Here is a 23,640-nt window from a genome sequence, read left to right on the forward strand (position 1 = left end):
GTTGTTGTTATCCCCATTTCAAAACTGTACCCAGCCAAATTACCGAGAGGGTAAATGGCACCCAAATTGTCAGTTCAGAGAAGCCAACAAATCCAAGATGGATATAAGCTGAGCTCAACAAACCGATAAATAACCGGTCGCCACGTGTGGTGGTGATCGGTAGAAACCCTTTACGCTCAATACATGGCGTACGAATTTCACGAATCGTCATCGTCAATAGAATCAGCGCAATACCGAGAAAAAACAGCGCTGAAGGGGTAGTCCATGCCATCCAAGCCATGATGAAGTCTCCTTAAACTCGACCTAGCGCGAAGCCTTTCGCGACGTGGTTTCTTACAAACCAGATAACTAAAATGCCCGGTAGAATGGTCAGCACACCGGCTGCCGCCAATACTCCCCAATCAATACCTGAAGCACTGACCGTACGAGTCATCACCGCTGAAATCGGCTTGGCATCAACCGAGGTCAAGGTTCGAGCGAGCAGCAGTTCGACCCAACTGAACATGAAGCAGAAAAAAGCCGAGACCCCAATCCCCGAACGGATCATCGGCAAAAAGATTTTGATGAAAAACTTGGGAAAGCTGTAACCATCGATATAAGCGGTTTCATCGATTTCACGGGGAACACTCGACATGAAACCTTCCAGAATCCATACCGCCAGTGGCACGTTGAACAAACAGTGCGCCAGGGCGACCGCAATATGGGTATCAAACAGACCGACCGATGAATAAAGCTGGAAGAATGGCAACAAGAACACCGCTGGTGGTGCCATACGGTTGGTTAGCAGCCAGAAAAATAGATGCTTATCACCAACAAACTTAAAGCGTGAGAACGCATAAGCGGCAGGTAAGGCCACAGTTAACGTGATCACCATGTTCATCACCACATAGATGATTGAGTTCACGTAGCCCATGTACCAACTTGAGTCGGAAAAGATGGTTGCGTAGTTTTTAAAGGTCCAATTCTCTGGGAAGAAGCTCAGCCCGCCCAAGATCTCTTGGTTCTCTTTAAACGACATGTTGAGCAGCCAGTAAATTGGCAGCATCAAACAGATGATGTACAGCGCCAGACCTACAATCTGGGTGTAGCGTGTGTATTTAGATTTTGTCATCGCCATGGTTGTTTCCTTACTTATTTTCACCGTGGGTCATTGCGGTGTAGAACACCCAGCTCACCAAGAGGATGATCAAGAAGTAGATGATTGAGAATGCCGCTGCTGGGCCGATATCAAACTGACCAATCGCCATTTTGGTCAATGTCTGACTGAGGAAGGTGGTCGAGTTACCGGGTCCACCGCCGGTCAATACAAAAGGTTCGGTGTAGATCATGAAGCTATCCATAAAGCGGATCAGAATACCGATCAGCAGTACGCTCTTGAGCTTCGGCAGTTGGATATAGCGAATGATTGACCACGTCGACGCTCGGTCGATATTCGCCGCCTGATAGTAGGCATCTGGAATCGCACGCAAGCCTGAGTAACACAGCAGCGCAATCAACGACGTCCAGTGCCACACATCCATTAAAATTACCGTCAGCCAAGCATCAATCGGGTTGCCGGCGTAGTTGTAGTCAATCCCCATGCCATTCAATGCCCAACCAAACAAGCCAATGTCAGCGCGGCCAAATATCTGCCAGATAGTACCGACCACGTTAAGCGGGATCAGCAATGGAATCGCCAGTACAATCAGGCAGAAGGCAGACCATTTACCTTTGGTTGGCATGGTGAGCGCGACGATGATCCCGAGCGGTACTTCAATCAGCAAAATGGTGAAGGTAAAACCAAACTGACGCAGCAGTGCGCCGTGCAACCGCTCATCATTGAGTGTTTCGCGATACCACTCCGTGCCGACAAAGTAGGCGGTGTTGGCATCAAAAATATCTTGTAGTGAGTAGTTCACCACTGTCATCAGCGGCACAATGGCACTGAATGCCACCAGCGCAAATACCGGCAGCACTAAAAACCAAGCGCGGTTATTGGCAACTTTATCCATCACTCTTCTCCCACATTGACAAGAAATTCATCGACATACAGCATGGTCCATTGCTCTGGGAAGCTGATATACGCTTGATGTTGTGGCACCACTTGATCCTCCTGAAGGCGCGCTTTGATCTCTTGATTGCCAAGCTTCAACGTGACAATTTTGTAAGTACCCAAATCTTCGACATGCAGAACATCACACAGCAGCGCCGAGTCGTGTCCCTTCTCCCACACATGAACAAACTCCGGACGAATACCGATTTTGATGTTTTGGCTCGCGGCATTAGCAATGGCATGGCGATAGGCTTCGGACAATGGCACTTCAACGTCATCAAATTGAACACCATTCTCTGTTGGCGAGACTTCGAGCAAGTTCATGCCCGGGCTGCCAATGAAATAGCCAACAAAGGTGTGATTGGGCCGCTCGAACAGCTCGCGCGGAGTACCAAATTGCACGATCTGACCGTTGTACATCACCGCAATTTCGTCGGCAAAGGTCGAGGCTTCAAGTTGGTCGTGGGTAACGTAGACCATGGTGATGTTGAACTGCTGGTGGATCTGCTTTAGCTTGCGGCGCAGTTTCCATTTCAGCTGTGGATCGATGACCGTTAGTGGCTCATCAAACAAAATCGCCGACACATCGTCACGCACCAAACCGCGTCCCATCGACACTTTCTGTTTCTCATCGGCCGTGAGGTGCTGAGCTTTTTTAGACAGCACATTGGTCAGCTCCAAGATTTCGGCGATTTCCGTCACCTTAGAGTGAATTTTGGCTTTATGGACTTTCATATTGCGCAGTGGAAACGCCAGGTTGTCGTACACCGTCATGGTGTCGTAGATAACCGGGAACTGGAAAACCTGCGCAATGTTGCGATCTTGCGGACGAAGTTCATTGACTCGAACGTCGTCAAACATCACATCGCCCTGAGATGGACTCATCAACCCTGAAATGATGTTAAGCAAGGTCGACTTACCACAACCTGAAGGCCCAAGCAGTGCGTAAGCGCCTCCTTGCTTCCACACATGGTTCATCTCCTTGATGGCATAAGTGGATGCCGCGGTTGGCTTTTTATCATAGGTGTGAGCCAATGAATTAAGTGTTATTTGAACCATGAACGCTATCCCCTAACATCACGAATCGGGGCATGAATAAGGTTGCTATCCATACCGAAGACATAGAATTTGTGGATTGGAATATAAATTTTGATCGTCTCGTCAACGTCGTAGCTGTGTACGCCGGGGAGATGCAGCACCATATCTAAATGAGCATTGCGCACATGGAGGAAGGTTTCCGAGCCACTGATCTCGGCTACTTCGACCTGCACCGTCAGTTCAACGTCATCATCATTTTTAGGCAGTAAGCTAAGGTGGCTAGGGCGAATGCCAAATTGATACTCGCCTTTATCAAGCTTGCTCAACGACTGATTGAGCGGAAAATGCGCGCTCTGATCAAAAGTCACTTCGTTGGCGGTAATATCGCCGGAGATCAAGTTGATTGGTGGCTCGCTAAACAAGGTGGCAGAATCGACATTATCTGGGTGGTGATAAACCGCAGCGGTCGGCCCCGACTGAATAACCTTACCCTCATGTAAGATAGTGGTGGTTCCGCCAAGCGCGAGCGCCTCATTGGGCTCGGTGGTGGCGTAAATCGCAATGGTGTGGCGAGTTTGGAACAGCTCACGCATCTCTTGGCGCAGCTCTTCGCGGAGTTTGTAGTCGAGGTTGACCAGCGGCTCATCAAACAAAATGATTTCCGCATCTTTTACTAAAGCGCGCGCCATGGCCGTGCGTTGCTGCTGACCACCAGAAAGCTCCAGTGGATGCTTGTTCAAGTGCTCAGTTATGCGCAACATTTCCGCGGTGGCATGGACTCGCTCTTGAATCTCTTTCTCCGCCATGCCGGCTAAACGTAGTGGCGAGGCCACGTTCTCAAACACAGTCAAGTTTGGATAGTTGATGAATTGCTGGTAAACCATTGAAATATTGCGTTCGCGCACCGACACGCCGGTCACGTCGATACCATTGACCCATATTCTTCCCGAGGTGGGACGATCCAGCCCAGCAATAAGCCGCATCAAAGAGGTCTTGCCCGCCAATGTGCGCCCAAGCAACACGTTAAACGAACCAGGCTCAAAGGTGAGGTTAACATCAGAGATGTGCATCTCTCCGTCAACGTATTTGCTTACCTGCTCAAGTGTTAATGACACTAATGACTCCTTACCATTCGAATAATCATTTTGTTTCGATATTGCTCAATAGAGCGAGAGTCGTGCCAATAATCTATTTTGTTAACAAATATTTTACAGAATGGTTTTCCAGGCCTTTAAACATAAGGTTAGGCTGACGGAAAAATCAATAAACCACCGATATTATTAGTAATTACTCATATGAGATCAGGTTAACACTTGTTAACAAAATGTGTTCAATAGGTGTTCAAACTGTTCATCGCAGTGATATGTTATTTGAGCGTTTGTGATCATTAACGTTCACATACGAACAATTAGAATAATAACTTTAATAAAACCCTTACCGCTGCCACTGAACAACGCTATGGACAACAAACATCAATCAATCATCAAGCAATCTTGGCAACGCTGCCGAGATGCCGGACTGGTCCACCACAGCCATCCGATCATCGAAATGGAAACTGGCCACGCGTTCGACCTCACATTGGAAGAGCACTCGGGCCTGATCGCCACCACCCAACAAAAAGTCCTGCCCTTTTACGACAGCTTGTTGGCCAACAGTAATTGCCTGATCACTTTAGCCAACCCACAAGGTCAAGTACTCAACAGTTGGGGCGAACAACGATTTTTCTCGCAACGCCAACCTGATGTGTTTCAAAACGGTGTTCATTGGCAGGAGGGACTGATCGGCACCAATGCGATTGGTACGGCGCTGGAAACAGGGTCGATTGTGCAGGTATTTCACGATGAACACTTTCTTACTTCCAATCGTTTTATGACCGGTTCTGCGGCTCCGCTATTTGATGCCGAGCGTAAAATGGCGGGGGTGCTGTCGATCTCGAGCGATGCTTACATGCCAACCGCACACACACTGGGAATGGTGAAGCTGATGTCACAAGCGATAGAAAACCAGCTCATCGCGTCGCAGTTTCAATCTGACCACTACCTGCTGTGGTTCAACACCAGCGCAGAGAACATTGATAGTCAGTGGTCATCACTGTTGGTTTTCAACCAGCAAGGGATGATCGTTTCAGCCAATCGCCGCGCCGAAATCGTGCTTGGTCAGGATTTGGCATTGCAACAAATTGAACACATTTTTGACCTTAAACTCGACCAGTTACTCTCCCACCCTCCCTTTACCCCGGCTGCGATCACCAGCCATGCGGGCTTTAATTTTTATTCATTGATCACGCCGCCGAAGACCCCTCAAGGTCGACAAATCGACTATCGCCAATCGACCAACAAAGCGACCGCCTCAAAGGTGCAAGCACCACTAGACTTAGAGCGCCTTAATATGGGCGACCCTCGCTTGGCCAAAGCGATCAACCAAGCCAGTCGTATTCTCAACACCGACATTCCGATTTTGATTCATGGTGAAACGGGCGTGGGCAAAGAGGTGTTTGTTAATGCGCTACATTTGTCGAGTGAACGTAAACAGGCACCGATGATCGCGGTCAACTGTGCCGCGATACCCGCTGAGTTGGTCGAATCAGAGCTATTTGGCTACGAAAAAGGCGCCTTTACCGGCGCCAGCAACAAAGGCTACATCGGTCTGATCCGTAAGGCAGACAAAGGCACGCTCTTTCTTGATGAACTGGGCGATATGCCGCTCAACGTTCAAGCGCGGCTGCTGCGCGTGTTGCAAGAGCGTAAGGTGACACCACTTGGCTCGACCACTTCTTATCCGGTCGATTTTAAATTAGTTTCGGCGACCAACCGTCAATTAAAACAAGACGTAGAGCGCGGCACATTTCGCCAAGATCTCTACTATCGCGTCAGTGGGCTCAATCTATCGTTACCTGCTCTGCGCGAGCGTAGCGACATCGATGCGCTGGTCAGTTATCTGCTCGCCAAATATGCGCAGCAAGGTCAACAACCAAGAATCAGCATCGAAGTGCTGTCGATGTTCAAGTCTCACCCTTGGCCGGGCAATATTCGTCAGATGGTCAGCGTGATTCAAATTGCGCTGGCGATGGCGGGCAACGACACCATTCGCATTGAGCACCTTCCGGATGACTTTCTGCATGATTTGGCGCAGCACCAGCCGAGCTATCCTGACGCCGAGCCAACTGACGGTTTGCCTATCGCCGCGACAGTAGAATCAATCATGATTGACCACAGCGATGACGACTCGTGGTTAACGGTTTATGAACAACAGGGTCGCAATGTGTCTGCGACGGCTAAGGCGTTGAACATAAGCCGTAATACCCTGTATAAGCGCCTTAGAGAGCAAGGGTTACGTTAACGATAACACTCGTCGATCAGCGCCACCGTAGAAGGTGGCGTAGCGTAGCGCAACATAACCCACCACTAGCGTAGCGACGATGAGCTCAAAGTTCGCCAAGCCGCGAATTTGGGCAACGTATTGGTGCTCCATCCCCGTTTGTTGCATCCAGGCGGCTAACTTGAACTGAGCCGTCGCACCAATCACCATTGGAAAGGTGAACGCCGCGTAACCCGGACTAAATGGCAGTCTCAGTAGTTTGATAAACGCAAGGTAGATGATCGCTGTCATCAACACGGCAATACCAAACAACAAGCCAATGATGACCGGCGAAGGTTCAGCGGTCACGGTCAGATAACCCGCAAGTGACAAGCTGGCTGGCGCCGCCATGATGGCTATGGTCGGTTTCGCGGCATCAGGGATCTCATGAGTAAACATTAAGCGATAGATCATCATAGGTAGCATCGCAGCGTAGGCCAACATGCCAAACAATAGCGCGCCATTTGCAATCACAGCCAGTGCTGGGTTTCCTGAGAAAGAAACATCCGCAACAATAATCCCTACTGGAGGCACAAACCAACTCGGCAGCATATGGTGCAGCTCAAACCCCTGCATGCGGTGATAGACAAAGCTGATTAGAAACACAATATGCAGCCCAACGGCGACGAGCCATAGCGTGTCACCCGCGAGCGGAAAAAAGTGACCAAGTGAGTTTGACACCACCATAGTGGCCATCGCGAAGGTGGGGACGACACTGCCCACCACGGGATGCGCAAGATCTTCGCGTAGTAGGTGGCGGTGGAATAGAAACTTAGTCGCTAACACCAATAGCAATACGCTCGCTATCACTGCCCCAGACCACTGGGCGTAACCATTCAGCGTGGCAGCGTTTTCCCAACACCAACCTAAACTGGCAATACCAAGGGCCAAGCCCGCCATAGGTGTTGGCGCACCCATCACTTTTGCTTTTGCTGTTTTGATCATCACTGCCTCACCCTATTTTTAACGATAGGATCAGTTTACGCTTGCCATTTGTTCGTATCTATCTAATTATTTAGAACACTTGTTAAGATAAACTAAACGAAAACTATGGCGTCCAACATTTCGCTCAAACAACTCAAAGTTTTTATCGCGATCACCCAGCACGATACCCTCACCGCTGCGGCCGAAGCCTTGTTTCTCTCCAAAGCAGCGGTGAGCATGGCACTGTCTGAACTGGAAAAACAGATCGGCCACGCGCTGTTTGACCGAGTGAATAACCGCCTCATTCTCAATCAAGAGGGCCAGAAACTCCTACCTTTGGCAGATGAACTGATTGAGCGAGCGCACACCATAGAGCAGCTGTTTGATAACGACCAAGCGCTATCTGGTCAGCTGCGTATTGGCGCCAGTGACACCATTGGCAATCAAGTTGCACCTTATTTGCTCAGCGACTTTCGCCGCGACACGCAACACCATGCGCAAAGCTTGCTGATCTCTAACTCAGCGTTAATTTGTGAGAAACTGGTCGACTATGAGCTTGACCTAGCGCTGATCGAAGGAAAAACCCTTCACCCACAACTTATCTCCCACCCTTTCAGCCAAGATGAAATGTGTGTGGTGTGTTCACCTGACTCACCACTGCTCGCTCAGCCATTCGGAATTGGGGACTTGGAAAACAGTGAGTGGATCTTGCGCGAACCCGGCTCTGGCTCTCGAGAGTTTTTCTTGCGCGTGGTGGCGCCGCGAATCGAGCACTGGCACGAAGCGTTTCAACTTAATACCACCGAGGCTTTGATCAATAGCGTCTCTGCGGGGCTGGGGTTAGCTTGCCTGTCTAAACTGGCCGCCCAGCCCGCCCTCAATGATGGCAGAGTGGTCGAGCTCAAATTGTCGCTCGACATGAAACGTCGCTATTGGTTGCTGGTGCACAAGGAGAAGTACCAGAGCCCGCTACTGAAAACCTTTATCAATTACTGTCATCAATGGCGCAAAGACTCGCCACTTAAGTCTCAGAATTGACCCATCGCCTAGACTTAACCAGGTAAAAACTGTATAAAAAGACAGTAAATACATTCAACAATTTGAGTTAGAGGACCAACCATGGCTGTAATCGTCAAGTACGTGGTAGAACGCAACGGAGAAGAGAAAATGACTTTTACCTCTAAAGCGGAAGCTGACGCATATGACAAAATGCTCGATATGGCAGATGAGCTTTTTGAGCTACTAGGTAAAAGTGAATTGCTAGAAGATGAAGGCAAGCAAGAAGACTTGGCGATGTTCCTAGCACAAAACAAAGAAGAGGTGCTTTACGCACTGGGTGCCAAGCGCAAGCCGGCGCCTAAGAAAGCGAAAAAAGTCACTCCAGTTGACGACGAGCCAGCGCAAGAAGACGCCGCTTAAGTCACTCTCAGCAACCATCCGCTAGGCCTCAGTCACCCACTGAGGCCTATTTTTTTGCGGAAATCAATCGCACCACTTTTACCCTTATTAATCCTAGCAGCACTGCTAAAATTGAGGTTCTTCCCCAAGATAGAGTGAATCCAATGAACTACCGCGTTGAAGTTTGTATCGATAACCTAGAATCTCTCCACAATGCCATAGCGGGTGGGGCAAGCCGAATAGAGCTGTGCTCAGCGCTAACCTTAGGCGGATTAACCCCAAGCTTTGGTTTGATGAAAAAAGCCCGTCAACTGAGTGATATTGCCATTTACGCTATGATTCGCCCACGCCAAGGGGATTTTGTGTTTGATCAAGACGACACCGAAGCGATGTTGCTCGACATTGAAGCCGCAGCAGAAGCAGGGCTTGATGGCGTGGTGCTGGGCGCTCTGACTCCGAGCGGTGATGTTGATCTCGATCTGATGCAGCAGTTATGTGAACGCGCCAAACTCTATGAACTTGGCATTACCTTTCACCGCGCTATTGACCAATGCCGTGACTGGTCACACGCACTTGAGCAGGTGATCGCTTTAGGCTGTGAACGGATCTTGAGTTCCGGTCAGGCCGAAAATGTCGAGCTAGGCCGCAACACGCTGCGTGCCATGGTCAAACAAGCGGATGGTCGTATCTCTATTATGGCTGGCGCTGGGCTAACCGTAGACAACGCCGTCGAAGTCGTTCGCCATTCAGGGGCAAGGGAGGTTCACTTATCAGGAAAAACGACCCGCCCAAGCAAAATGCAAATATCGAATTACAGTGCGAAGATGGGCGAAAACTCACTCGATGACATGCAAATTCCAGTCACCAATCCAGGTGCGATTGAAAAGGTCGTAAAAGCTCTCAGTTCTTAAACATAATCCCCTCTATGGCGGCGTCTAATGCTAACCTTTTGATAACAAAGGAGTGCGTTATGGGTAAGAAGAAACTAGACAAAAAGTTCTACGAGCAAGAGCTAGAGCAGTTGCAAATAGAGCTGGTCAAACTACAAGAGTGGGTCAAACACCAAGGACTCAAAGTGGTGGTGATCTTTGAAGGCCGCGATGCCGCAGGGAAAGGCGGCGTCATTAAACGCATTACCGAAAAGCTCAACCCACGTGTCTGCCGTGTCGCCGCACTCCCCGCTCCTACCGAAAAAGAGAAAACCCAGTGGTATTTCCAACGCTATGTGGCACACCTGCCTTCGGCAGGCGAAATGGTACTGTTTGACCGCAGTTGGTATAACCGCGCTGGCGTAGAAAAAGTCATGGGGTTTTGCAGCGATGAGCAGTATGAAGAGTTTCTCCATTCATGCCCTGAGTTTGAACGCATGTTGCAGCGCTCCGGCATTATCTTGATTAAGTACTGGTTTTCCGTTTCAGATGAAGAGCAAGAAAAACGGTTCTTAGGCCGAATCAATACCCCGATTAAACGCTGGAAGTTTAGCCCAATGGATCTGGAGTCACGCAATCGCTGGGCAGAATACTCGGAAGCCAAAGACAAGATGTTTGCCTACACCGACACCAAACAGTGCCCTTGGTGGGTGGTGCCGTCCGATGATAAAAAACGGGCCAGGCTCAACTGCATTAGTCATTTATTAAGCCAAATAGACTATCAAGAGCTCAGTTACCCAGAAATAGAACTGCCGGAAATCAATAAAGAGGGGTATATTCGCAAACCTATGGATGACCAAACCTTCGTTCCCGAAAAGTATTAATCATGGCTAGAGATCTGTTTGAGCGCTTGGATTTAAACCTACTAAAAACCTTTTTGGTTCTTTCCCAAGAACTGAACATGCGCAAAGCATCTCAGAAGCTGTTCGTCTCGCAGCCTGCCATCAGCCAAGCATTACAAAAACTCAGAAATCACTTTGATGATGACTTATTTGTAAAAGCGCCGCATGGGCTCGAAGCGACCCCATTCGCCATCCAGCTCGCCAACAGTATCACGCCTCATCTGGATGGGCTTAGCGCGGCGCTCAATCAGAGTCGAACGTTTGTCCCCGAGGAATTGACTGGCACAATAAAAATCGCCGTTGCTCCGGTCGTGTTGGGCTGTTTGTCCGGTTCACTATTCCAGCGCTTCAAGCAACAAGCGCCAAACTGTGTCATCGAATTGGTCGGTTGGTCGAGTGATACGTTCAACCAGATTCATCGCGATGAAGTGCAACTCGGCGTCAACTTGGATGTCGCCATCCCACACAACATTCAAACTTATAAGTTGGCGGAGTTAACCGGCAAACTCATTGTGCGCCGTGATCATCCCGTCACCAAAAAAACGGTCACTGCGCAAGATATGCAGCCTTACCCCATAGCCTCCGTCATCACCCCGGGCTGGAACGATAACTTCACTCATGCGGCCAATATTATGCGCCAAGAAGGGGCCGAGCCCAGCGTGGGATTTCGCTCTGAATTTATGATGGCGGTGGTTGATGTGGTTGAAATGAGTGATTTTTTCTTGCCTCACTCCAATCTATTTCCACTGCAACGCTACCCAAATCTAAGAGCTTTAGATGTGGTTGTGGCTGGAAAACCCTACACTCACGGCGTGCATGGCTATTATCACAATAAGTATCGCAGCAGTGCCCTATTAGAGTGGTTATGTGTGCAAATCCAACAGGTTATCGATCAACAAATCTCTACCTCCCACCACTAGATAATAAGTTTCAGTTATCAGCATTATTAAATCCAACAATTAGTGCTTATCAACGCTATCGCCTAATATGCTCACTCACAGCGCCAAGTTTCAAGGATGAACGGCAACCAACCGATAACTTGAGACCAATATGATGACTTTTACCCGCTCCTCATTACTACTTTGCTGTGCATTCAGCCCATTAACAGCCCTTGCCTCTGGACTTCACATCTCACCAGATATCAAGCTTGGCCCCTACTGGCAAGCAGGGGTATCAGGGGCTGGATTACAACTTGGAGTGAACGACATTTGGGGTCTAGATGCGCTTTATATCAGTTACTCCCATCTATCAGCTGAGCACTATATCGACAAAGACCGCCTCAAAACTTATCGCATCGGTACGCAGCACTTACTGGTTAATCGTTCGAACAAGATGGCACTTCAGCTGGAAGCAGGATTGGTCGAGTATCAAGGTGTGCGAGATTATATTCTAACGGACAAAAAACGTTATGCAGAGGGGACTGGCGGCAGTGTGTCGGCAGCCTGGGTGATGTTTGTAAACGACAATGTCGGTTTTAGAGCAGGGATGGATGTCAACTATATCAATCAGAAAAACACCCTGTTTGGCACCCACTGGTCAACCACATTTAACACCGGAGTGGTGTTACACTTTTAGCGCAGCGCATCGTCGATGCTTTGCTCTCCTAAGTGGCGCACATCTTTGCCTTTCACAAAGTAGATGATGTACTCGCAGATATTTTGGCAGCGGTCGCCAACTCGCTCAATGGCGCGCGCCGACCACATCACCTGAAGAATATTGGGAATATTCTTCGGGTCTTCCATCATATAGGTCATCAACTGACGGATAACAGCTTCATATTCCGCATCAATTTTGTCATCCAGCTTGTACACTTCAGCGGCCGCATCGACATCCATACGTGCGAAGGCGTCGAGCACTTGGTGCAGCATACTGATCGCTTGGCGACATAAGGGCTCGAGTGAAACTTGGAACTGGCGCTCTTTCGATGACGGACTTTCAATCGCCACATAAGCAATTTTGGTCGCCACATCACCAATACGCTCAAGGTCGGTAATGGTTTTGATAATAGCCATAATTAGGCGCAAATCCTTTGCTGTCGGCTGACGTTTAGCAATGATTCGCGTACACGCTTCATCGATAGACACTTCCATCGCGTTCACTTTATGGTCATCACGTACCACTTTGCGCGCCAGTTCGATGTCCTCTTTGTGTAGCGCTTGCATCGCAAAGGATAGCTGCTGCTCCACCAAACCTCCCATGGTCAATACGTGAGTACGAATCGATTCGAGTTCGACATTAAACTGACCTGAGATATGGCGTCCAAAATTCATAGAGGAAGTGGCTCTCTTTGTTAGCTAGGATAATTAAAGGTTAGCGCAATAGTGACACCCTGTGTGGGCAGTCGATGCTTGGCGACTTAGCGTTTAGCCGTATCTACCTGTGATATAGTCTTCCGTCTGTTTTTTCAATGGTGATGTAAAAATAGAATCGGTATCTGAGTACTCGATCAACTTCCCCATATGAATAAAGGCAGTATGGTCACTCACTCGCGCGGCTTGCTGCATGTTGTGGGTAACGATCACCACCGTATATTTGGTTTTGAGGTCGTTGATCAACTCTTCAATGGTTAAGGTAGAAATAGGGTCAAGCGCCGAGGTTGGCTCATCGAGCAACAAGACTTCGGGCTCAATCGCAATGGCTCGAGCAATCACAAGTCGCTGCTGCTGGCCCCCCGACAGTCCGAAGGCGTTCTCATGCAATCGGTCTTTGACTTCATCCCACAACGCCGAAGCGCGCAGCGAACGCTCAACGGCATCATCTAGGGCGCGACTGTTGTTGACCCCTTGCAAACGTAACCCATAAACCACGTTTTCATAAATCGATTTGGGGAAAGGATTCGGCCGCTGAAACACCATCCCGACTCGGCGGCGCAACGTGGCTACATCGACCTTAGGGTGATAGACGTTCTTACCATGTAGTTTCACCTTGCCCTTGACCCGACAGCCTTCCACCAAGTCGTTCATGCGATTGATACAGCGCAGCAGAGTCGATTTACCACAGCCAGATGGACCGATAAATGCGGTGACCTGCCCTTTTGGGATGCGCATCGAAATGTCATTCAGTGCTTGGCTGTTTTGATAGAACAGGTTAAGCCCCTCAATGGCGATCGCGGTTTGCTCATCGCTGAGGTTGTTGACGTCTAAAGGCGTTTGATAGCCGAGTGTTTGATTGACAGAAAACATGCTTAATCTTGTCCTAGTGTTCGGTATTTTTCGCGTAGATTATTGCGAATACTGATCGCGGTTAAATTCAGTCCCACAATTACTGTCACCAACAGAAAGGACGTCGCATAGACCAGTGGCCTAGCGGCCTCGATATTGGTGGTTTGAAAGCCTACATCATAGATATGAAAACCTAAGTGCATGAACTTACGTTCAAGATGCAAGAAGGGAAACTGACTGTCAATGGGTAAGCTGGAGGCGAGCTTGACCGCCCCCACCAGCATTAATGGCGCGACCTCTCCTGCCGCACGTGCGATCGCTAAAATTAAGCCGGTAATCATCGCCGGGCTGGCCATGGGCAATACGATTCGCCACATGGTCTCAAACTGAGTCGCCCCTAAAGCCAATGAACCATGACGTACTGAGCTCGGAATGCGCGTTAAGCCCTCTTCTGTCGCAACAATAACCACGGGTAAGGTCAATACCGCGAGGGTTAACGCAGACCAAAGTAGACCAGGCGTTCCAAATGTGGGCGCGGGCAACTGATCCTGATAAAACAGCGCATCGATAGAGCCGCCCAGAGTGTAAACGAAAAAGCCTAAACCGAACACGCCGTAAACGATGGACGGCACCCCTGCCAAGTTGATCACTGCGACGCGAATCATCCGAGTAAAGGCGTTGTTTCCTGCGTATTCATGCAAGTAAACCGCCGCCACGACGCCCAATGGCATCACGATGACCGACATGATCAGCACCAACAAGACGGTACCAAACATCGCAGGAAATACCCCGCCCTCGGAGTTAGACTCGCGCGGATCCTCAGACAAAAACTTCCACGCTTGTACACTCCAACGCAACAGTTTTTCGCCAAAACTCATTTGGTTGGGGTACCACAAATCCAGAATCTGACTCAGCGGAATCATCACCTGCTGGCCGGTCATATCTTCCACGACTAAGCCTTGCTCGGTCAGTTGTGCTCGCAGCGCATCTAAGCTCGCTTCAGCTTCAATCAAGGCTTGACGATACTGCTCACTTTGGCTGAGGTACAACTGGTTAAACGCCTCATCTAAGCGGCCGTTGAGGCTACGTTTGCGCTTCTCTTGTTCAAGGCGCCTCGCTTGCGCGGTAATGGTGCGAATATCGCCTTCGATCAGCTCGTCTATTTGCTGGTTGACTCGCTCTGTCAAAGCGAGGCCTTGCTCGAGTAAAGGAGCAAAGTCTTTGTTGAACTGACCATTCGCGAGGCGGTACCCGACCGGCTGGCCAAAGAAATCACCATCACGACTGCGTTCAATCACCGCCCAGTGTTCAGGCTGAGTAGGTGGCAGTAAGTTCACTTCCAATAAAGAGACAAAGTCGGCGGAGTAGAGATCACGATTCGCCACTTTGATCCTGACACGTTCAACCAAGCCACGCTCTATCACCTTGGCAGGAAGGTCAATATCCATTTCCCGTAAATGGCTGATGGGAATCGACTCTTGAGCATAAATTTGTCCAACCAAGGTTTGGCCTTGATCGGTTTGCCATTGATACAGAGGCGCAGGCCAAAAGTAAGAGAGCCCTTTCCAACCAATAAGCAGCAGTAATCCAAGCACAGACAATAGGCTGACACTGACCGCACCACCTGTTAGCCATATCCATGGAGAGCCTGATTTTAACCACTTAAACACGTTGAACCATTCCTACTTATCACCTCATTACAGCGAGCGGTATTTTTCACGCAGACGTTGACGAACCCATTCGGCCACTGAGTTGACGGCGAACGTAAACATCAGCAGCAGCAGCGCCGCCAAAAACAGAATTCGATAATGAGAGCTTCCCACCTCAGACTCTGGCATCTCGACCGCAATGGTGGCTGAAAGGGTGCGCATTCCCTCTAAAATATTCCAATCCATGATCGGCGTGTTGCCGGTCGCCATCAACACGATCATTGTTTCGCCGACCGCGCGGCCCAGCCCCATCATGATGGCTGAGAAAATACCTGGGCTCGCTGTGAGTAGCACAACATGAATCAACGTCTGCCACTGGGTCGCCCCTAATGCTAACGAGCCATCAGAGAGGTGCTTAGGCACGGAAAAGATCGCATCTTCTGCGATGGTGAATATGGTCGGGATGACTGCAAAGCCCATGGCAAATCCAACAACTAGCGCGTTACGTTGGTCAAAGTCGATTCCATACTCAGCTAAATAGACCCGCACATCTCCGGCAAATAGCCATGACTCGATATTGCCACTTTGCGACAAAATCGCCACACTCACCAACACAATCCCCGGCATTAAAATCGCAGCGTGCCAGCCGTTATTAAATCGGCCGGTCCAATGATTGGGCAGCAAGTGCCAAATGAGCCCTAAGCCAATAGTCGACAGAGGCAAAAACAGCATCAGCGCAGCCACTGCAGCTAGATGGCTTTCAACAATTGGCGCGAACCACAAGCCCGCTAAAAAACCGATGATAACGGTCGGCAAGGCTTCCATTAACTCAATCGACGGCTTAACCACACGACGCATCCGCGGGGTCATAAAATACGCGGTATAAATCGCCCCCAGCACCGCAATCGGCACCGCGAATAGCATGGCAAACATCGCCGCTTTCAAGGTACCAAATGCGATTGGTACTAAGCTGAACTTAGCTTCAAATTCATCACTCGCCGAGGTTGTTTGCCACACATATTGAGGTTCGGGGTAGCTCTCGTACCATACTTTTTGCCACAAAGAAGAGAGTGACACCTCTGGAAACGGGTTATCGATCACAGCCACACTCAACTGCTGGCCATGCAGTGCAACTAAGTAATACTCATTGTTCGACATCGCGGCAATCGATGGAGCCTGCTGATAAGCACGCTCAAACATCACCAGCTTTTCACTGGTGGTGTAGTGACTCTGCACCGTACCGTTGATATAAAAGCTGTAAAAGCCCTTGCGGTAAGTCTCTGGTAATAAAAACTGCAACTGAGACGCTAACTTGAACTGGCGAACTTGAGTGAGTGAACGCTCACCTTGGCTAAGTACATCAAACCATTGTGAGACCAAGCCATCTTGATGAGTCACCAGTAACGAATAAGCGCCCGACAGTAGATCTAGGTGCTCAACCTGATGCTGCTCTCGCCCTTGACTGAGATCGACCACTTCTCGCACGGCAAAATCTTGCGCCTGCTTTTTGGCTATCACCAACTGAGATCCTATTCTTAAGTAGAGGGTCTCGCCGTCGGGCGTAAGCAACATTTGATCAAGCTGTTCAATCGGCTCAGCAAACAGGTGAGTCTTAGTTTGGCCGCCTTGTTGCCAGCGCACCATCACCCGGCCATCTTGATACCAACCAGCTAGGGTTAAACCACCGCGCTGAGCAACAGCAAACTGCTTTAGCTCGCTATCTGGGCGTTGCAGTCCAAACGCTGTTGAGGAGGTGGAAAGCTCGGGAGCGAAATCGCGACTGGTCTTCTTTAATACTGTGGTCAGTTGCGGCTTAACAAGGTCAACCTCCCCCGCTGGCGTTGCAAAAGCGAACCATCCATCGGCGGCAACCGTGCGCGCAAATAGGCTGTTTTCAGGCCCGATCTGCTGACTCAAAACCGGTTGAGTGGCGCTTGATGTCAGCGACCAGAAATCGATAAAACCTTGCTTGGAAATAAGAAAGACGTGCTCGCCATAGTCATCGATACCAGCAGCAATCACCTCAGGTGTGGTTACCGTTTGGCTATGCGTATTTGGGGTAATTTTGGCGTCACTAAACAGCGGCAATACCATGATCGCCAAGTAGACAAAGATCAGTACCAGCGCAGCCAGTACACCAACGCCACCAGCAGAAACGGCAAGACGGACTAATCTATCTTTGATCAGTCGCTTTCTGTCTCGCTCTCGTAAAGAGAATTCTGCTTTGGTCATCAGTTTCGCTTACCTATTTTCGTCCGAGGGTATAATATTTCTATTAGGTGACAATTATATTACAGATCGCAATAAACAACTGAAAACAATGCAATAAAAAAATGCAATAAAAGTGTCATACAAAGACCTTAAGTTGCTAGCCCACAGGGTTACACAGTGAGCTCGATCTCTTCAAACAAAGGATTGGAGTATGCGATGAGTACAGAAAAACTGTATATCGAAAAAGAACTTAGTTGGCTGTCATTCAATGAACGCGTGTTGCAAGAAGCCGCGGATAAACAGGTGCCGTTAATTGAAAGGATTCGATTCCTTGGCATATTTTCCAACAACTTAGATGAGTTTTACAAAGTCAGGTTTGCCGATGTCAAACGACGCATTCTTATCAATCAAGAGCGTGGCGGCAACGACAACTCTAAGCACTTGTTGACCAAAATGCAGACCAAGGCGCTAAAACTCAACGAACGTTTTGACGAGTTGTACGCCGAACTGATCCGTGAAATGGCGCGGCGACGCATATTTTTAGTCAACGAAACCCAGTTGAGCGAAGCCCAGCAAAAATGGGTGATCAAATATTTTCGCCGTGAAGTCCTGCCGCACATCACCCCACTGCTGATGCGTGACGATATCGACGTGCTCGAGTTCCTTAAAGATGAATACGCCTATATCGCGGTCGAACTCAAACATCAACAGCAAAACCAGTATGCCCTGATTGAGATCCCAACCGACCACTTGCCTCGATTCGTCACCGTTCCCGAGCAAAAAGGCAAAAGACGTAAAACCATCATCTTGCTCGATAACATCATTCGTTACTGTTTAGACGAATTGTTCAGTGGCTTTTTTGACTATGACGAACTCAACGGCTACGCGATGAAAATGACACGCGACGCCGAGTATGACTTAAGTCATGAAGTGGACCACAGTCTACTTGAGCAAATGTCAGAAGGCTTGAGCCAACGTTTGACCGCCATGCCAGTGCGCTTTGTGTATCAAAGAGATATGCCACAAGAAATGCTGAGTTTTCTGTGCGATAAATTACAAATTTCTAACTATGACAGCTTGATTCCTGGCGGTCGCTATCACAACTTCAAAGACTTTATCGCTTTTCCCAATATGGGCCGGGACTACCTAGAAAACAAACCGCTGCCCCCGATGCAATGTGCAGATTTTGACGGATTTGCCAACAAATTTGATGCCATCCGCGCCCAAGATATCCTGCTGTATTATCCTTACCATACCTTCGAGCACATTAGTGAGCTGGTCCGCCAAGCCTCATTTGACCCAAAAGTTATCGGGATCAAAATCAATATCTATCGTGTCGCCAAAGATTCGCGTTTGATGAACTCTCTGATTGACGCGGTGCACAATGGCAAAAGCGTCACCGTTGTGGTTGAGCTGCAAGCACGCTTTGACGAAGAGGCCAATATCGAGTGGTCTCGGGTGCTAACCGAGGCTGGCGTTGAAGTGGTGTTTGGCGCTCCCGGTTTGAAAATTCACTCTAAGTTGCTGCTAATAAGCCGCCGTGAGAACGAGGAGATTGTCGACTACGCCCATATCGGTACAGGTAACTTTCATGAAAAAACCGCACGAATTTATACCGATTTCTCGCTACTCACCGCCGATCCCGAGCTGACCCGTGAAGTGCGCAATGTGTTCGGCTACATCGAGAACCCCTACCGTCCGGTGCGCTTCAATCATTTGATTGTCTCGCCGCGTAACTCTCGTAAGCAGCTGTACCGACTGATCGACAACGAAATTGCCAACGCAAAACTAGGCAAAAAAGCGGCGCTAACTGTCAAAATCAATAACTTGGTTGATAAAGGCTTGGTCAACAAACTCTATGGGGCCAGCGCTTCTGGGGTTGAGATCAAAATGATTATTCGTGGCATGTGCTCCTTGGTACCAGGCATCGAAGGGGTCAGTGACAACATCAAAATCATCAGTATTGTTGACCGATTTTTAGAGCACCCTCGAGTGATTATTGCCCATAATGACGGCGATCCTGCGGTGTACATTTCCTCGGCCGACTGGATGACGCGCAATCTCGATTACCGCATCGAAGTGGCTGCTCCGGTTCGTGATCCACGCCTTAAACAGCGCATTATTGATATCATTAACATCCACTTTACCGATACAGTAAAAGCCAGATGGATCGATAAAGAGATGAGCAACAGTTACGTCCCGCGCGGCAATCGCAAGAAAGTTCGCTCACAAATCGCGATTTACGACTATCTTAAAAATGTGGAAAAACAAACCAAGAATCAAAAACGTAAACAACCACTGACCAGCGAGCAGCCAGATCAGTCATTAAATTAGGTTAGCGCTATGAACCAAACTGCGGAAATACGTGATGTCGCCGCCATCGACCTAGGGTCTAACAGCTTCCACATGGTGGTGGCACGCGTGGTCGATCAAGATTTACAACTGGTCAGTCGCCACAAACAGCGGGTGCGACTTGCTGCCGGTTTGGATGGACAAAAAAATCTCGACAATGCCTCCATTGAGCGTGGATTAGAGTGCTTAGCCATGTTTGCCGAGCGCCTGCAAGGTTTTGACGAGCAAAATGTGCGAATTGCCGCTACCCACACCCTGCGTCAGGCCAACAACTCACATATCTTTTTGCAGCGCGCACGCGATGTGCTGCCGTTTCCGATTGAAATCATTCCGGGTGTCGAAGAGGCACGACTCATCTATCTCGGGGTTGCGCACACCCAGCCAGAGTCTGACTCAAAGTTAGTGATTGATATTGGCGGTGGCAGCACCGAAATCATCATCGGTCGTGGCTTTGAGCCTGAGCTTATCAACAGCAAACAGATGGGCTGTGTCAGTTACACCCAAGAGCATTTTGCCAACGGTAAATTGTCGAAGAAGAACTTTGCCAAAGCGACGCTTGCCGCAGAGCAAAGGTTGGAGTCTATCGCTCATCGTTACAAAAAAAAGGGCTGGGATATCGCTTTTGGTTCGTCCGGTACCATTAAAGCTATCCGCGAGGTATTGATTGGCCTTGGCTATGAAGATGGATTGGTCACGACAAAACGACTGGATAAGTTAGTCGCTAAACTGTGTGAATGGAGCACCATCGACGACATCGAGCTGGCCGGTCTGACACCTGAGCGCAAACCCGTCTTTGCTGCAGGAGTCGCGATTCTACACGCCATCATGGCGAGCTTAAACATCACTGAGCTGCACTTTTCTGAAGGGGCGCTGCGCGAAGGGTTACTGTTTGAGATGGAAGACAGCTTCAAACGTTCAGATATCCGTATGCGTACCACAGAAAACCTTGCATCGAAGCACTTGGTTGATTTAGACCACGCCGCCAAAATTAAAGGCCATGCGCGTGAACTGTTTCAGCAGATCCACAAAGAGGTTGGGATCAAAAAAAGCTCACAATTGGTTGATCTGCTTGAGTGGAGCGCGCTGCTACATGAAGTGGGGCTGAGTATCAGTCTACAAGCGTTTCATCGCCACTCTACCTACATTCTTCGCCATACTTACATGCCAGGCTTTAACCGCGAGCAACAGCAAGTTCTCGCCATGCTGGTGCGTTTCCAGCGCAAAGCGCTCAAACTCAATGAAATGGAAGAGTTTAGTCTCTATGACAAGGACGATGTGATTAACTTGATACGGGTTTTGCGTATCGCGATTATTCTCAACGGACAGCGTAACGAAGAGCCCATCGACACTCCAAGCTTAACCATTGACGGTGACAATTGGACATTGAGCAGTAATGATCCCCAATGGCTGGATGACAACAAGTTACTGCACGCCGATTTTCTCACCGAACAAGCCTACTGGCAAAATGCAGGCTGGCAGTTAGATCTCGAGCCGCTGCCTAATCCGTAATACCGACTTTAGCCAGTTCACGTTGCGCAATCTGTGGCGAGATGGCCACGTAACCGTCTTTAGCCACCAACGCTTGCCCTTGAGCAGAAAAGATAAAACGAATGAACTCTCGCTCAATAGGCCTCAGCGGTTTAAGCGGATGCTTGTTCACGTAAACATAGAGATAGCGTGATAGTGGGTACTCACCTGTTAAGATATTGCGCTGACTTGCCTCGATGTAATTGTTGCCTTGCTTAGCAATGGGCAACAATTTCACATCAGAGACTTGGTAACCGACCCCCGAATAACCAATGGTATTGATGGCAGAGCCAACAGACTGCACCACCGAAGCCGACCCCGGCTGCTCATTGACACTGTTTTTGAAGTCGCCGCCACATAAAGCGTGTTTTTTAAAATAGCCGTAAGTCCCCGACACCGAGTTGCGACCGAACATCTGAATACCGCGCCTCGCCCATTGATAGTCCAACCCTAAGTCTGACCACGTTTTTATCTGCTCAGTGGAGCCACAACGTAATGTGGCTGAGAAAATGCTATCGAGCTGGGTAAAATTGAGCCCTTGAATCGGATTGTCTCGATGAACAAAAATACCGATCGCGTCGATCGCCACTCTTAACGCGGTAGGCTTATACCCATGCTCGTTTTCAAAAGCTTCAATTTCGCGATTGCGCATCGGCCGGCTCATTGGGCCAAATTGCGCGGTACGCTCTGTTAATGCCGGTGGCGCCGTTGAGGAGCCTGAGGCTTGGACTTGGCCATTGACGCTTGGGTAAAGGCGTTTGAACTCCTCAACCCATAATGTCGTCATGCCGGCTAAGGTATCAGAGCCTATGCTGGTGATAGTACCGGTAATGCCTGGCACTTTTTGATAGGGCTCAAGTTGCTGCTGGGCCAAGGCAGAACACGCAGTCAGCCACATCACAACCGCAAGCACGACTCTCATCATTTCACCACCAGCCTAGATGGCAGCACAAACGAAAACTTACTACCAACGCCGACTTCACTGTGAATTTCAAGATGCGAGTCATGGTGAGACAGAGCATGTTTAACGATAGCCAGCCCTAATCCACTGCCGCCGGTATCCCGCGAGCGGGCCTTATCAACCCGATAAAAACGCTCGGTTAAACGATGTAAATGCTGCGGCTCTATACCATCACCACTATCTTCGACTTCAAGGTGGGCACCTTGAGAGGTGTGATACCAGCGGACACGGATATCCGCTCCAGCAGGCGTATACTTAACTGCGTTGTACACCAAGTTGGAAATCGCACTGCGTAACTGATCATCATCGCCCAATACGCGCAGCTCTTTATCCACTTCAAAACGCAGCTTGTGCTCAGCCTCGCCACTTAAGCTGACGGCTTCTTTTTCCAGCACTTCAAGCATGGCCGGGACATTGACAACTTCATCCAGTTCATGCATCGGTGCCGCTTCAATCTTGGACAAGGTCAACAACTGATTCACCAAGCTGTTCATCCGGTTAAGCTGCTCAGTCATCACGCCGTGGGCTTTGGTCCACATCGGGCCGACAACCATATCCGGGTCTTCAGTCATTTCAAGGTAGCCTTGCAATACCGTCATCGGCGTGCGCAATTCGTGAGAGACATTGGCGAAGAAGTTACGACGCATCCCTTCTAGCTGCTTGAGCTGGCTTACATCACGAACCACCATCAGATGCTCGCCTTCAGTGTAGGGAACGATCCGCAGTTCGAGCATTCGCTCAACGTTGAGCGGTGAGCGCATCTCCAGCGGCTCTGAAAAGTTTTTCTTACTTAGGTATTTGATAAAATCAGGGGTGCGAATCAAGTTTGAGATTGGCTGGCCGGAGTCATCAGGCCATTTGAAACCAAGTAGGTGCTGGGCGAGCTTGTTGCACCAGACAATATTCCCTTCGGCGCGAAACACCACCACCGCATCCGGGAGCGATTCGGCACCGTTGCGGAAGCGACGAATTAAGTTAGTCAGCTCTTTGCGTTTTTTACGCTGGCGCTGTTGCAAACGATAGATGCCGTTAAACAGCGACTCCCAGTTACCACTGCCAGAAGGTGGGGTTAAGCGTTTTTCATCCCACAACCAAGCGGAGAGACGCATTTGATTGTGCAGATGCCATACAAGCTGCAAAACCGTGGCCGCTAACAGCAACCACGGCATATGACCGAAAATCCAACCAACAATCACCCAAGGGGTGTAAAAAAAAGCCAGCTCCCAGGCTAGCTTTTTCCAAGTTAACCGTTCTACCAC

The 23,640-nt window shown here is 49.3% G+C and carries 21 protein-coding genes; 9 read left to right on the forward strand and 12 right to left on the reverse strand.

Going from position 1 to position 23,640, the window contains the following annotated elements; genetic code table 11:
• Window positions 1-7: 7 nt before the first annotated feature.
• Genes MTO69_RS10325 through MTO69_RS10345 form a run of 5 tightly spaced genes read right to left on the reverse strand, consistent with a single transcriptional unit; the run spans window position 8 to window position 4,185 of the window.
• Window positions 8-280, reverse strand: coding sequence for a DUF2160 domain-containing protein (locus MTO69_RS10325; RefSeq protein ID WP_176287168.1), 273 nt, complete (start codon window positions 278-280; stop codon window positions 8-10).
• A gap of 12 nt (window positions 281-292) precedes the next feature.
• Window positions 293-1,111: a carbohydrate ABC transporter permease gene (locus tag MTO69_RS10330; protein WP_248334457.1), complete on the reverse strand. Its 819-nt coding sequence runs from the start codon at window positions 1,109-1,111 to the stop codon at window positions 293-295.
• A gap of 16 nt (window positions 1,112-1,127) precedes the next feature.
• Complete coding sequence (locus MTO69_RS10335; RefSeq protein ID WP_248328967.1) at window positions 1,128-1,991, reverse strand: carbohydrate ABC transporter permease; 864 nt, start codon at window positions 1,989-1,991, stop codon at window positions 1,128-1,130.
• Window positions 1,991-3,091, reverse strand: a complete 1,101-nt coding sequence (locus MTO69_RS10340; RefSeq protein WP_248328969.1) for an ABC transporter ATP-binding protein — start codon at window positions 3,089-3,091, stop codon at window positions 1,991-1,993. Before MTO69_RS10340 ends, MTO69_RS10335 begins: the two co-directional genes overlap by 1 nt.
• Window positions 3,092-3,096: 5 nt before the next feature.
• Entirely contained in the window at window positions 3,097-4,185 is a 1,089-nt protein-coding gene (locus MTO69_RS10345) for an ABC transporter ATP-binding protein (protein WP_248328971.1), read from the reverse strand.
• Window positions 4,186-4,528: 343 nt separating this feature from the next.
• Between MTO69_RS10345 and MTO69_RS10350 the strand changes: the two genes are divergently transcribed.
• The gene (locus MTO69_RS10350) at window positions 4,529-6,409 is read left to right on the forward strand and encodes a sigma-54-dependent Fis family transcriptional regulator (protein ID WP_248328973.1); all 1,881 of its coding nucleotides are present in this window, start codon (window positions 4,529-4,531) and stop codon (window positions 6,407-6,409) included.
• Here MTO69_RS10350 and MTO69_RS10355 read toward each other — a convergent pair.
• Window positions 6,401-7,372 carry a TDT family transporter gene (locus MTO69_RS10355; RefSeq protein ID WP_248328975.1) on the reverse strand — a complete coding sequence of 324 codons (972 nt, stop codon included), beginning with the start codon at window positions 7,370-7,372 and terminating at the stop codon, window positions 6,401-6,403. The two genes, MTO69_RS10350 and MTO69_RS10355, sit on opposite strands and share 9 nt — an antisense overlap.
• 105 nt (window positions 7,373-7,477) lie before the next feature.
• Between MTO69_RS10355 and MTO69_RS10360 the strand changes: the two genes are divergently transcribed.
• The 6 genes from MTO69_RS10360 to MTO69_RS10385 all read left to right on the forward strand — a co-directional run bounded on the left by MTO69_RS10360 (window position 7,478) and on the right by MTO69_RS10385 (window position 12,095).
• Complete coding sequence (locus MTO69_RS10360; protein WP_248328977.1) at window positions 7,478-8,389, forward strand: LysR substrate-binding domain-containing protein; 912 nt, start codon at window positions 7,478-7,480, stop codon at window positions 8,387-8,389.
• A gap of 81 nt (window positions 8,390-8,470) precedes the next feature.
• Window positions 8,471-8,770: a YebG family protein gene (locus tag MTO69_RS10365; RefSeq protein ID WP_248328979.1), complete on the forward strand. Its 300-nt coding sequence runs from the start codon at window positions 8,471-8,473 to the stop codon at window positions 8,768-8,770.
• Between the two features lie 143 nt (window positions 8,771-8,913).
• The gene (locus MTO69_RS10370; RefSeq protein ID WP_248328981.1) at window positions 8,914-9,660 is read left to right on the forward strand and encodes a copper homeostasis protein CutC; all 747 of its coding nucleotides are present in this window, start codon (window positions 8,914-8,916) and stop codon (window positions 9,658-9,660) included.
• A gap of 59 nt (window positions 9,661-9,719) precedes the next feature.
• Window positions 9,720-10,502, forward strand: a complete 783-nt coding sequence (gene ppk2, locus MTO69_RS10375) for a polyphosphate kinase 2 (RefSeq protein ID WP_248328983.1) — start codon at window positions 9,720-9,722, stop codon at window positions 10,500-10,502.
• A 2-nt stretch (window positions 10,503-10,504) separates the two neighbouring features.
• Window positions 10,505-11,440, forward strand: a complete 936-nt coding sequence (locus MTO69_RS10380; RefSeq protein ID WP_248328985.1) for a LysR family transcriptional regulator — start codon at window positions 10,505-10,507, stop codon at window positions 11,438-11,440.
• 130 nt (window positions 11,441-11,570) lie between these two features.
• The gene (locus MTO69_RS10385; RefSeq protein WP_248328987.1) at window positions 11,571-12,095 is read left to right on the forward strand and encodes a hypothetical protein; all 525 of its coding nucleotides are present in this window, start codon (window positions 11,571-11,573) and stop codon (window positions 12,093-12,095) included.
• Here MTO69_RS10385 and phoU read toward each other — a convergent pair.
• The 4 genes from phoU to MTO69_RS10405 all read right to left on the reverse strand — a co-directional run bounded on the left by phoU (window position 12,092) and on the right by MTO69_RS10405 (window position 17,562).
• The gene (phoU, locus tag MTO69_RS10390; RefSeq protein WP_045953991.1) at window positions 12,092-12,790 is read right to left on the reverse strand and encodes a phosphate signaling complex protein PhoU; all 699 of its coding nucleotides are present in this window, start codon (window positions 12,788-12,790) and stop codon (window positions 12,092-12,094) included. The genes MTO69_RS10385 and phoU overlap by 4 nt on opposite strands.
• A 93-nt stretch (window positions 12,791-12,883) precedes the next feature.
• Complete coding sequence (pstB, locus tag MTO69_RS10395; RefSeq protein ID WP_248328989.1) at window positions 12,884-13,702, reverse strand: phosphate ABC transporter ATP-binding protein PstB; 819 nt, start codon at window positions 13,700-13,702, stop codon at window positions 12,884-12,886.
• Window positions 13,703-13,704: 2 nt separating this feature from the next.
• Complete coding sequence (pstA, locus tag MTO69_RS10400) at window positions 13,705-15,351, reverse strand: phosphate ABC transporter permease PstA (RefSeq protein ID WP_248328991.1); 1,647 nt, start codon at window positions 15,349-15,351, stop codon at window positions 13,705-13,707.
• 27 nt (window positions 15,352-15,378) lie between these two features.
• Window positions 15,379-17,562 (reverse strand): ABC transporter permease subunit, encoded by a 2,184-nt coding sequence (locus tag MTO69_RS10405; RefSeq protein ID WP_248328993.1) that lies wholly within the window; start codon window positions 17,560-17,562, stop codon window positions 15,379-15,381.
• A 195-nt stretch (window positions 17,563-17,757) separates the two neighbouring features.
• Here MTO69_RS10405 and ppk1 point away from each other — a divergent pair, with 195 nt between their 5' ends.
• A complete protein-coding gene (gene ppk1 / locus MTO69_RS10410) occupies window positions 17,758-19,875 on the forward strand; it encodes a polyphosphate kinase 1 (protein ID WP_248328995.1) in 2,118 nt (705 codons plus the stop codon).
• Window positions 19,876-19,884: 9 nt separating this feature from the next.
• Window positions 19,885-21,402 (forward strand): exopolyphosphatase, encoded by a 1,518-nt coding sequence (gene ppx / locus MTO69_RS10415; protein WP_248328997.1) that lies wholly within the window; start codon window positions 19,885-19,887, stop codon window positions 21,400-21,402.
• On the opposite strand, the gene MTO69_RS10420 is transcribed toward ppx, so the two are convergent.
• Window positions 21,392-22,318 (reverse strand): PstS family phosphate ABC transporter substrate-binding protein, encoded by a 927-nt coding sequence (locus MTO69_RS10420; protein WP_248334458.1) that lies wholly within the window; start codon window positions 22,316-22,318, stop codon window positions 21,392-21,394. The two genes, ppx and MTO69_RS10420, sit on opposite strands and share 11 nt — an antisense overlap.
• 23 nt (window positions 22,319-22,341) lie before the next feature.
• A complete protein-coding gene (gene phoR / locus MTO69_RS10425; protein ID WP_248328999.1) occupies window positions 22,342-23,640 on the reverse strand; it encodes a phosphate regulon sensor histidine kinase PhoR in 1,299 nt (432 codons plus the stop codon).

The organism is Vibrio sinaloensis, from assembly GCF_023195835.1.
Lineage (GTDB): Bacteria > Pseudomonadota > Gammaproteobacteria > Enterobacterales > Vibrionaceae > Vibrio > Vibrio sinaloensis_C.

Bases quoted from the DNA above. Each gene is read 5' to 3' on its own strand.
- MTO69_RS10325 (WP_176287168.1), bottom strand. From the start codon at position 280: ATGGCTTGGATGGCATGGACTACCCCTTCAGCGCTGTTTTTTCTCGGT.
- MTO69_RS10330 (WP_248334457.1), bottom strand. From the start codon at position 1,111: ATGACAAAATCTAAATACACACGCTACACCCAGATTGTAGGTCTGGCG.
- MTO69_RS10335 (WP_248328967.1), bottom strand. From the start codon at position 1,991: ATGGATAAAGTTGCCAATAACCGCGCTTGGTTTTTAGTGCTGCCGGTA.
- MTO69_RS10340 (WP_248328969.1), bottom strand. From the start codon at position 3,091: ATGGTTCAAATAACACTTAATTCATTGGCTCACACCTATGATAAAAAG.
- MTO69_RS10350 (WP_248328973.1), top strand. From the start codon at position 4,529: ATGGACAACAAACATCAATCAATCATCAAGCAATCTTGGCAACGCTGC.
- MTO69_RS10355 (WP_248328975.1), bottom strand. From the start codon at position 7,372: ATGATCAAAACAGCAAAAGCAAAAGTGATGGGTGCGCCAACACCTATG.
- MTO69_RS10360 (WP_248328977.1), top strand. From the start codon at position 7,478: ATGGCGTCCAACATTTCGCTCAAACAACTCAAAGTTTTTATCGCGATC.
- MTO69_RS10365 (WP_248328979.1), top strand. From the start codon at position 8,471: ATGGCTGTAATCGTCAAGTACGTGGTAGAACGCAACGGAGAAGAGAAA.
- MTO69_RS10370 (WP_248328981.1), top strand. From the start codon at position 8,914: ATGAACTACCGCGTTGAAGTTTGTATCGATAACCTAGAATCTCTCCAC.
- ppk2 (WP_248328983.1), top strand. From the start codon at position 9,720: ATGGGTAAGAAGAAACTAGACAAAAAGTTCTACGAGCAAGAGCTAGAG.
- MTO69_RS10380 (WP_248328985.1), top strand. From the start codon at position 10,505: ATGGCTAGAGATCTGTTTGAGCGCTTGGATTTAAACCTACTAAAAACC.
- MTO69_RS10385 (WP_248328987.1), top strand. From the start codon at position 11,571: ATGATGACTTTTACCCGCTCCTCATTACTACTTTGCTGTGCATTCAGC.
- phoU (WP_045953991.1), bottom strand. From the start codon at position 12,790: ATGAATTTTGGACGCCATATCTCAGGTCAGTTTAATGTCGAACTCGAA.
- pstB (WP_248328989.1), bottom strand. From the start codon at position 13,702: ATGTTTTCTGTCAATCAAACACTCGGCTATCAAACGCCTTTAGACGTC.
- MTO69_RS10405 (WP_248328993.1), bottom strand. From the start codon at position 17,562: ATGACCAAAGCAGAATTCTCTTTACGAGAGCGAGACAGAAAGCGACTG.
- ppk1 (WP_248328995.1), top strand. From the start codon at position 17,758: ATGAGTACAGAAAAACTGTATATCGAAAAAGAACTTAGTTGGCTGTCA.
- ppx (WP_248328997.1), top strand. From the start codon at position 19,885: ATGAACCAAACTGCGGAAATACGTGATGTCGCCGCCATCGACCTAGGG.
- MTO69_RS10420 (WP_248334458.1), bottom strand. From the start codon at position 22,318: ATGTGGCTGACTGCGTGTTCTGCCTTGGCCCAGCAGCAACTTGAGCCC.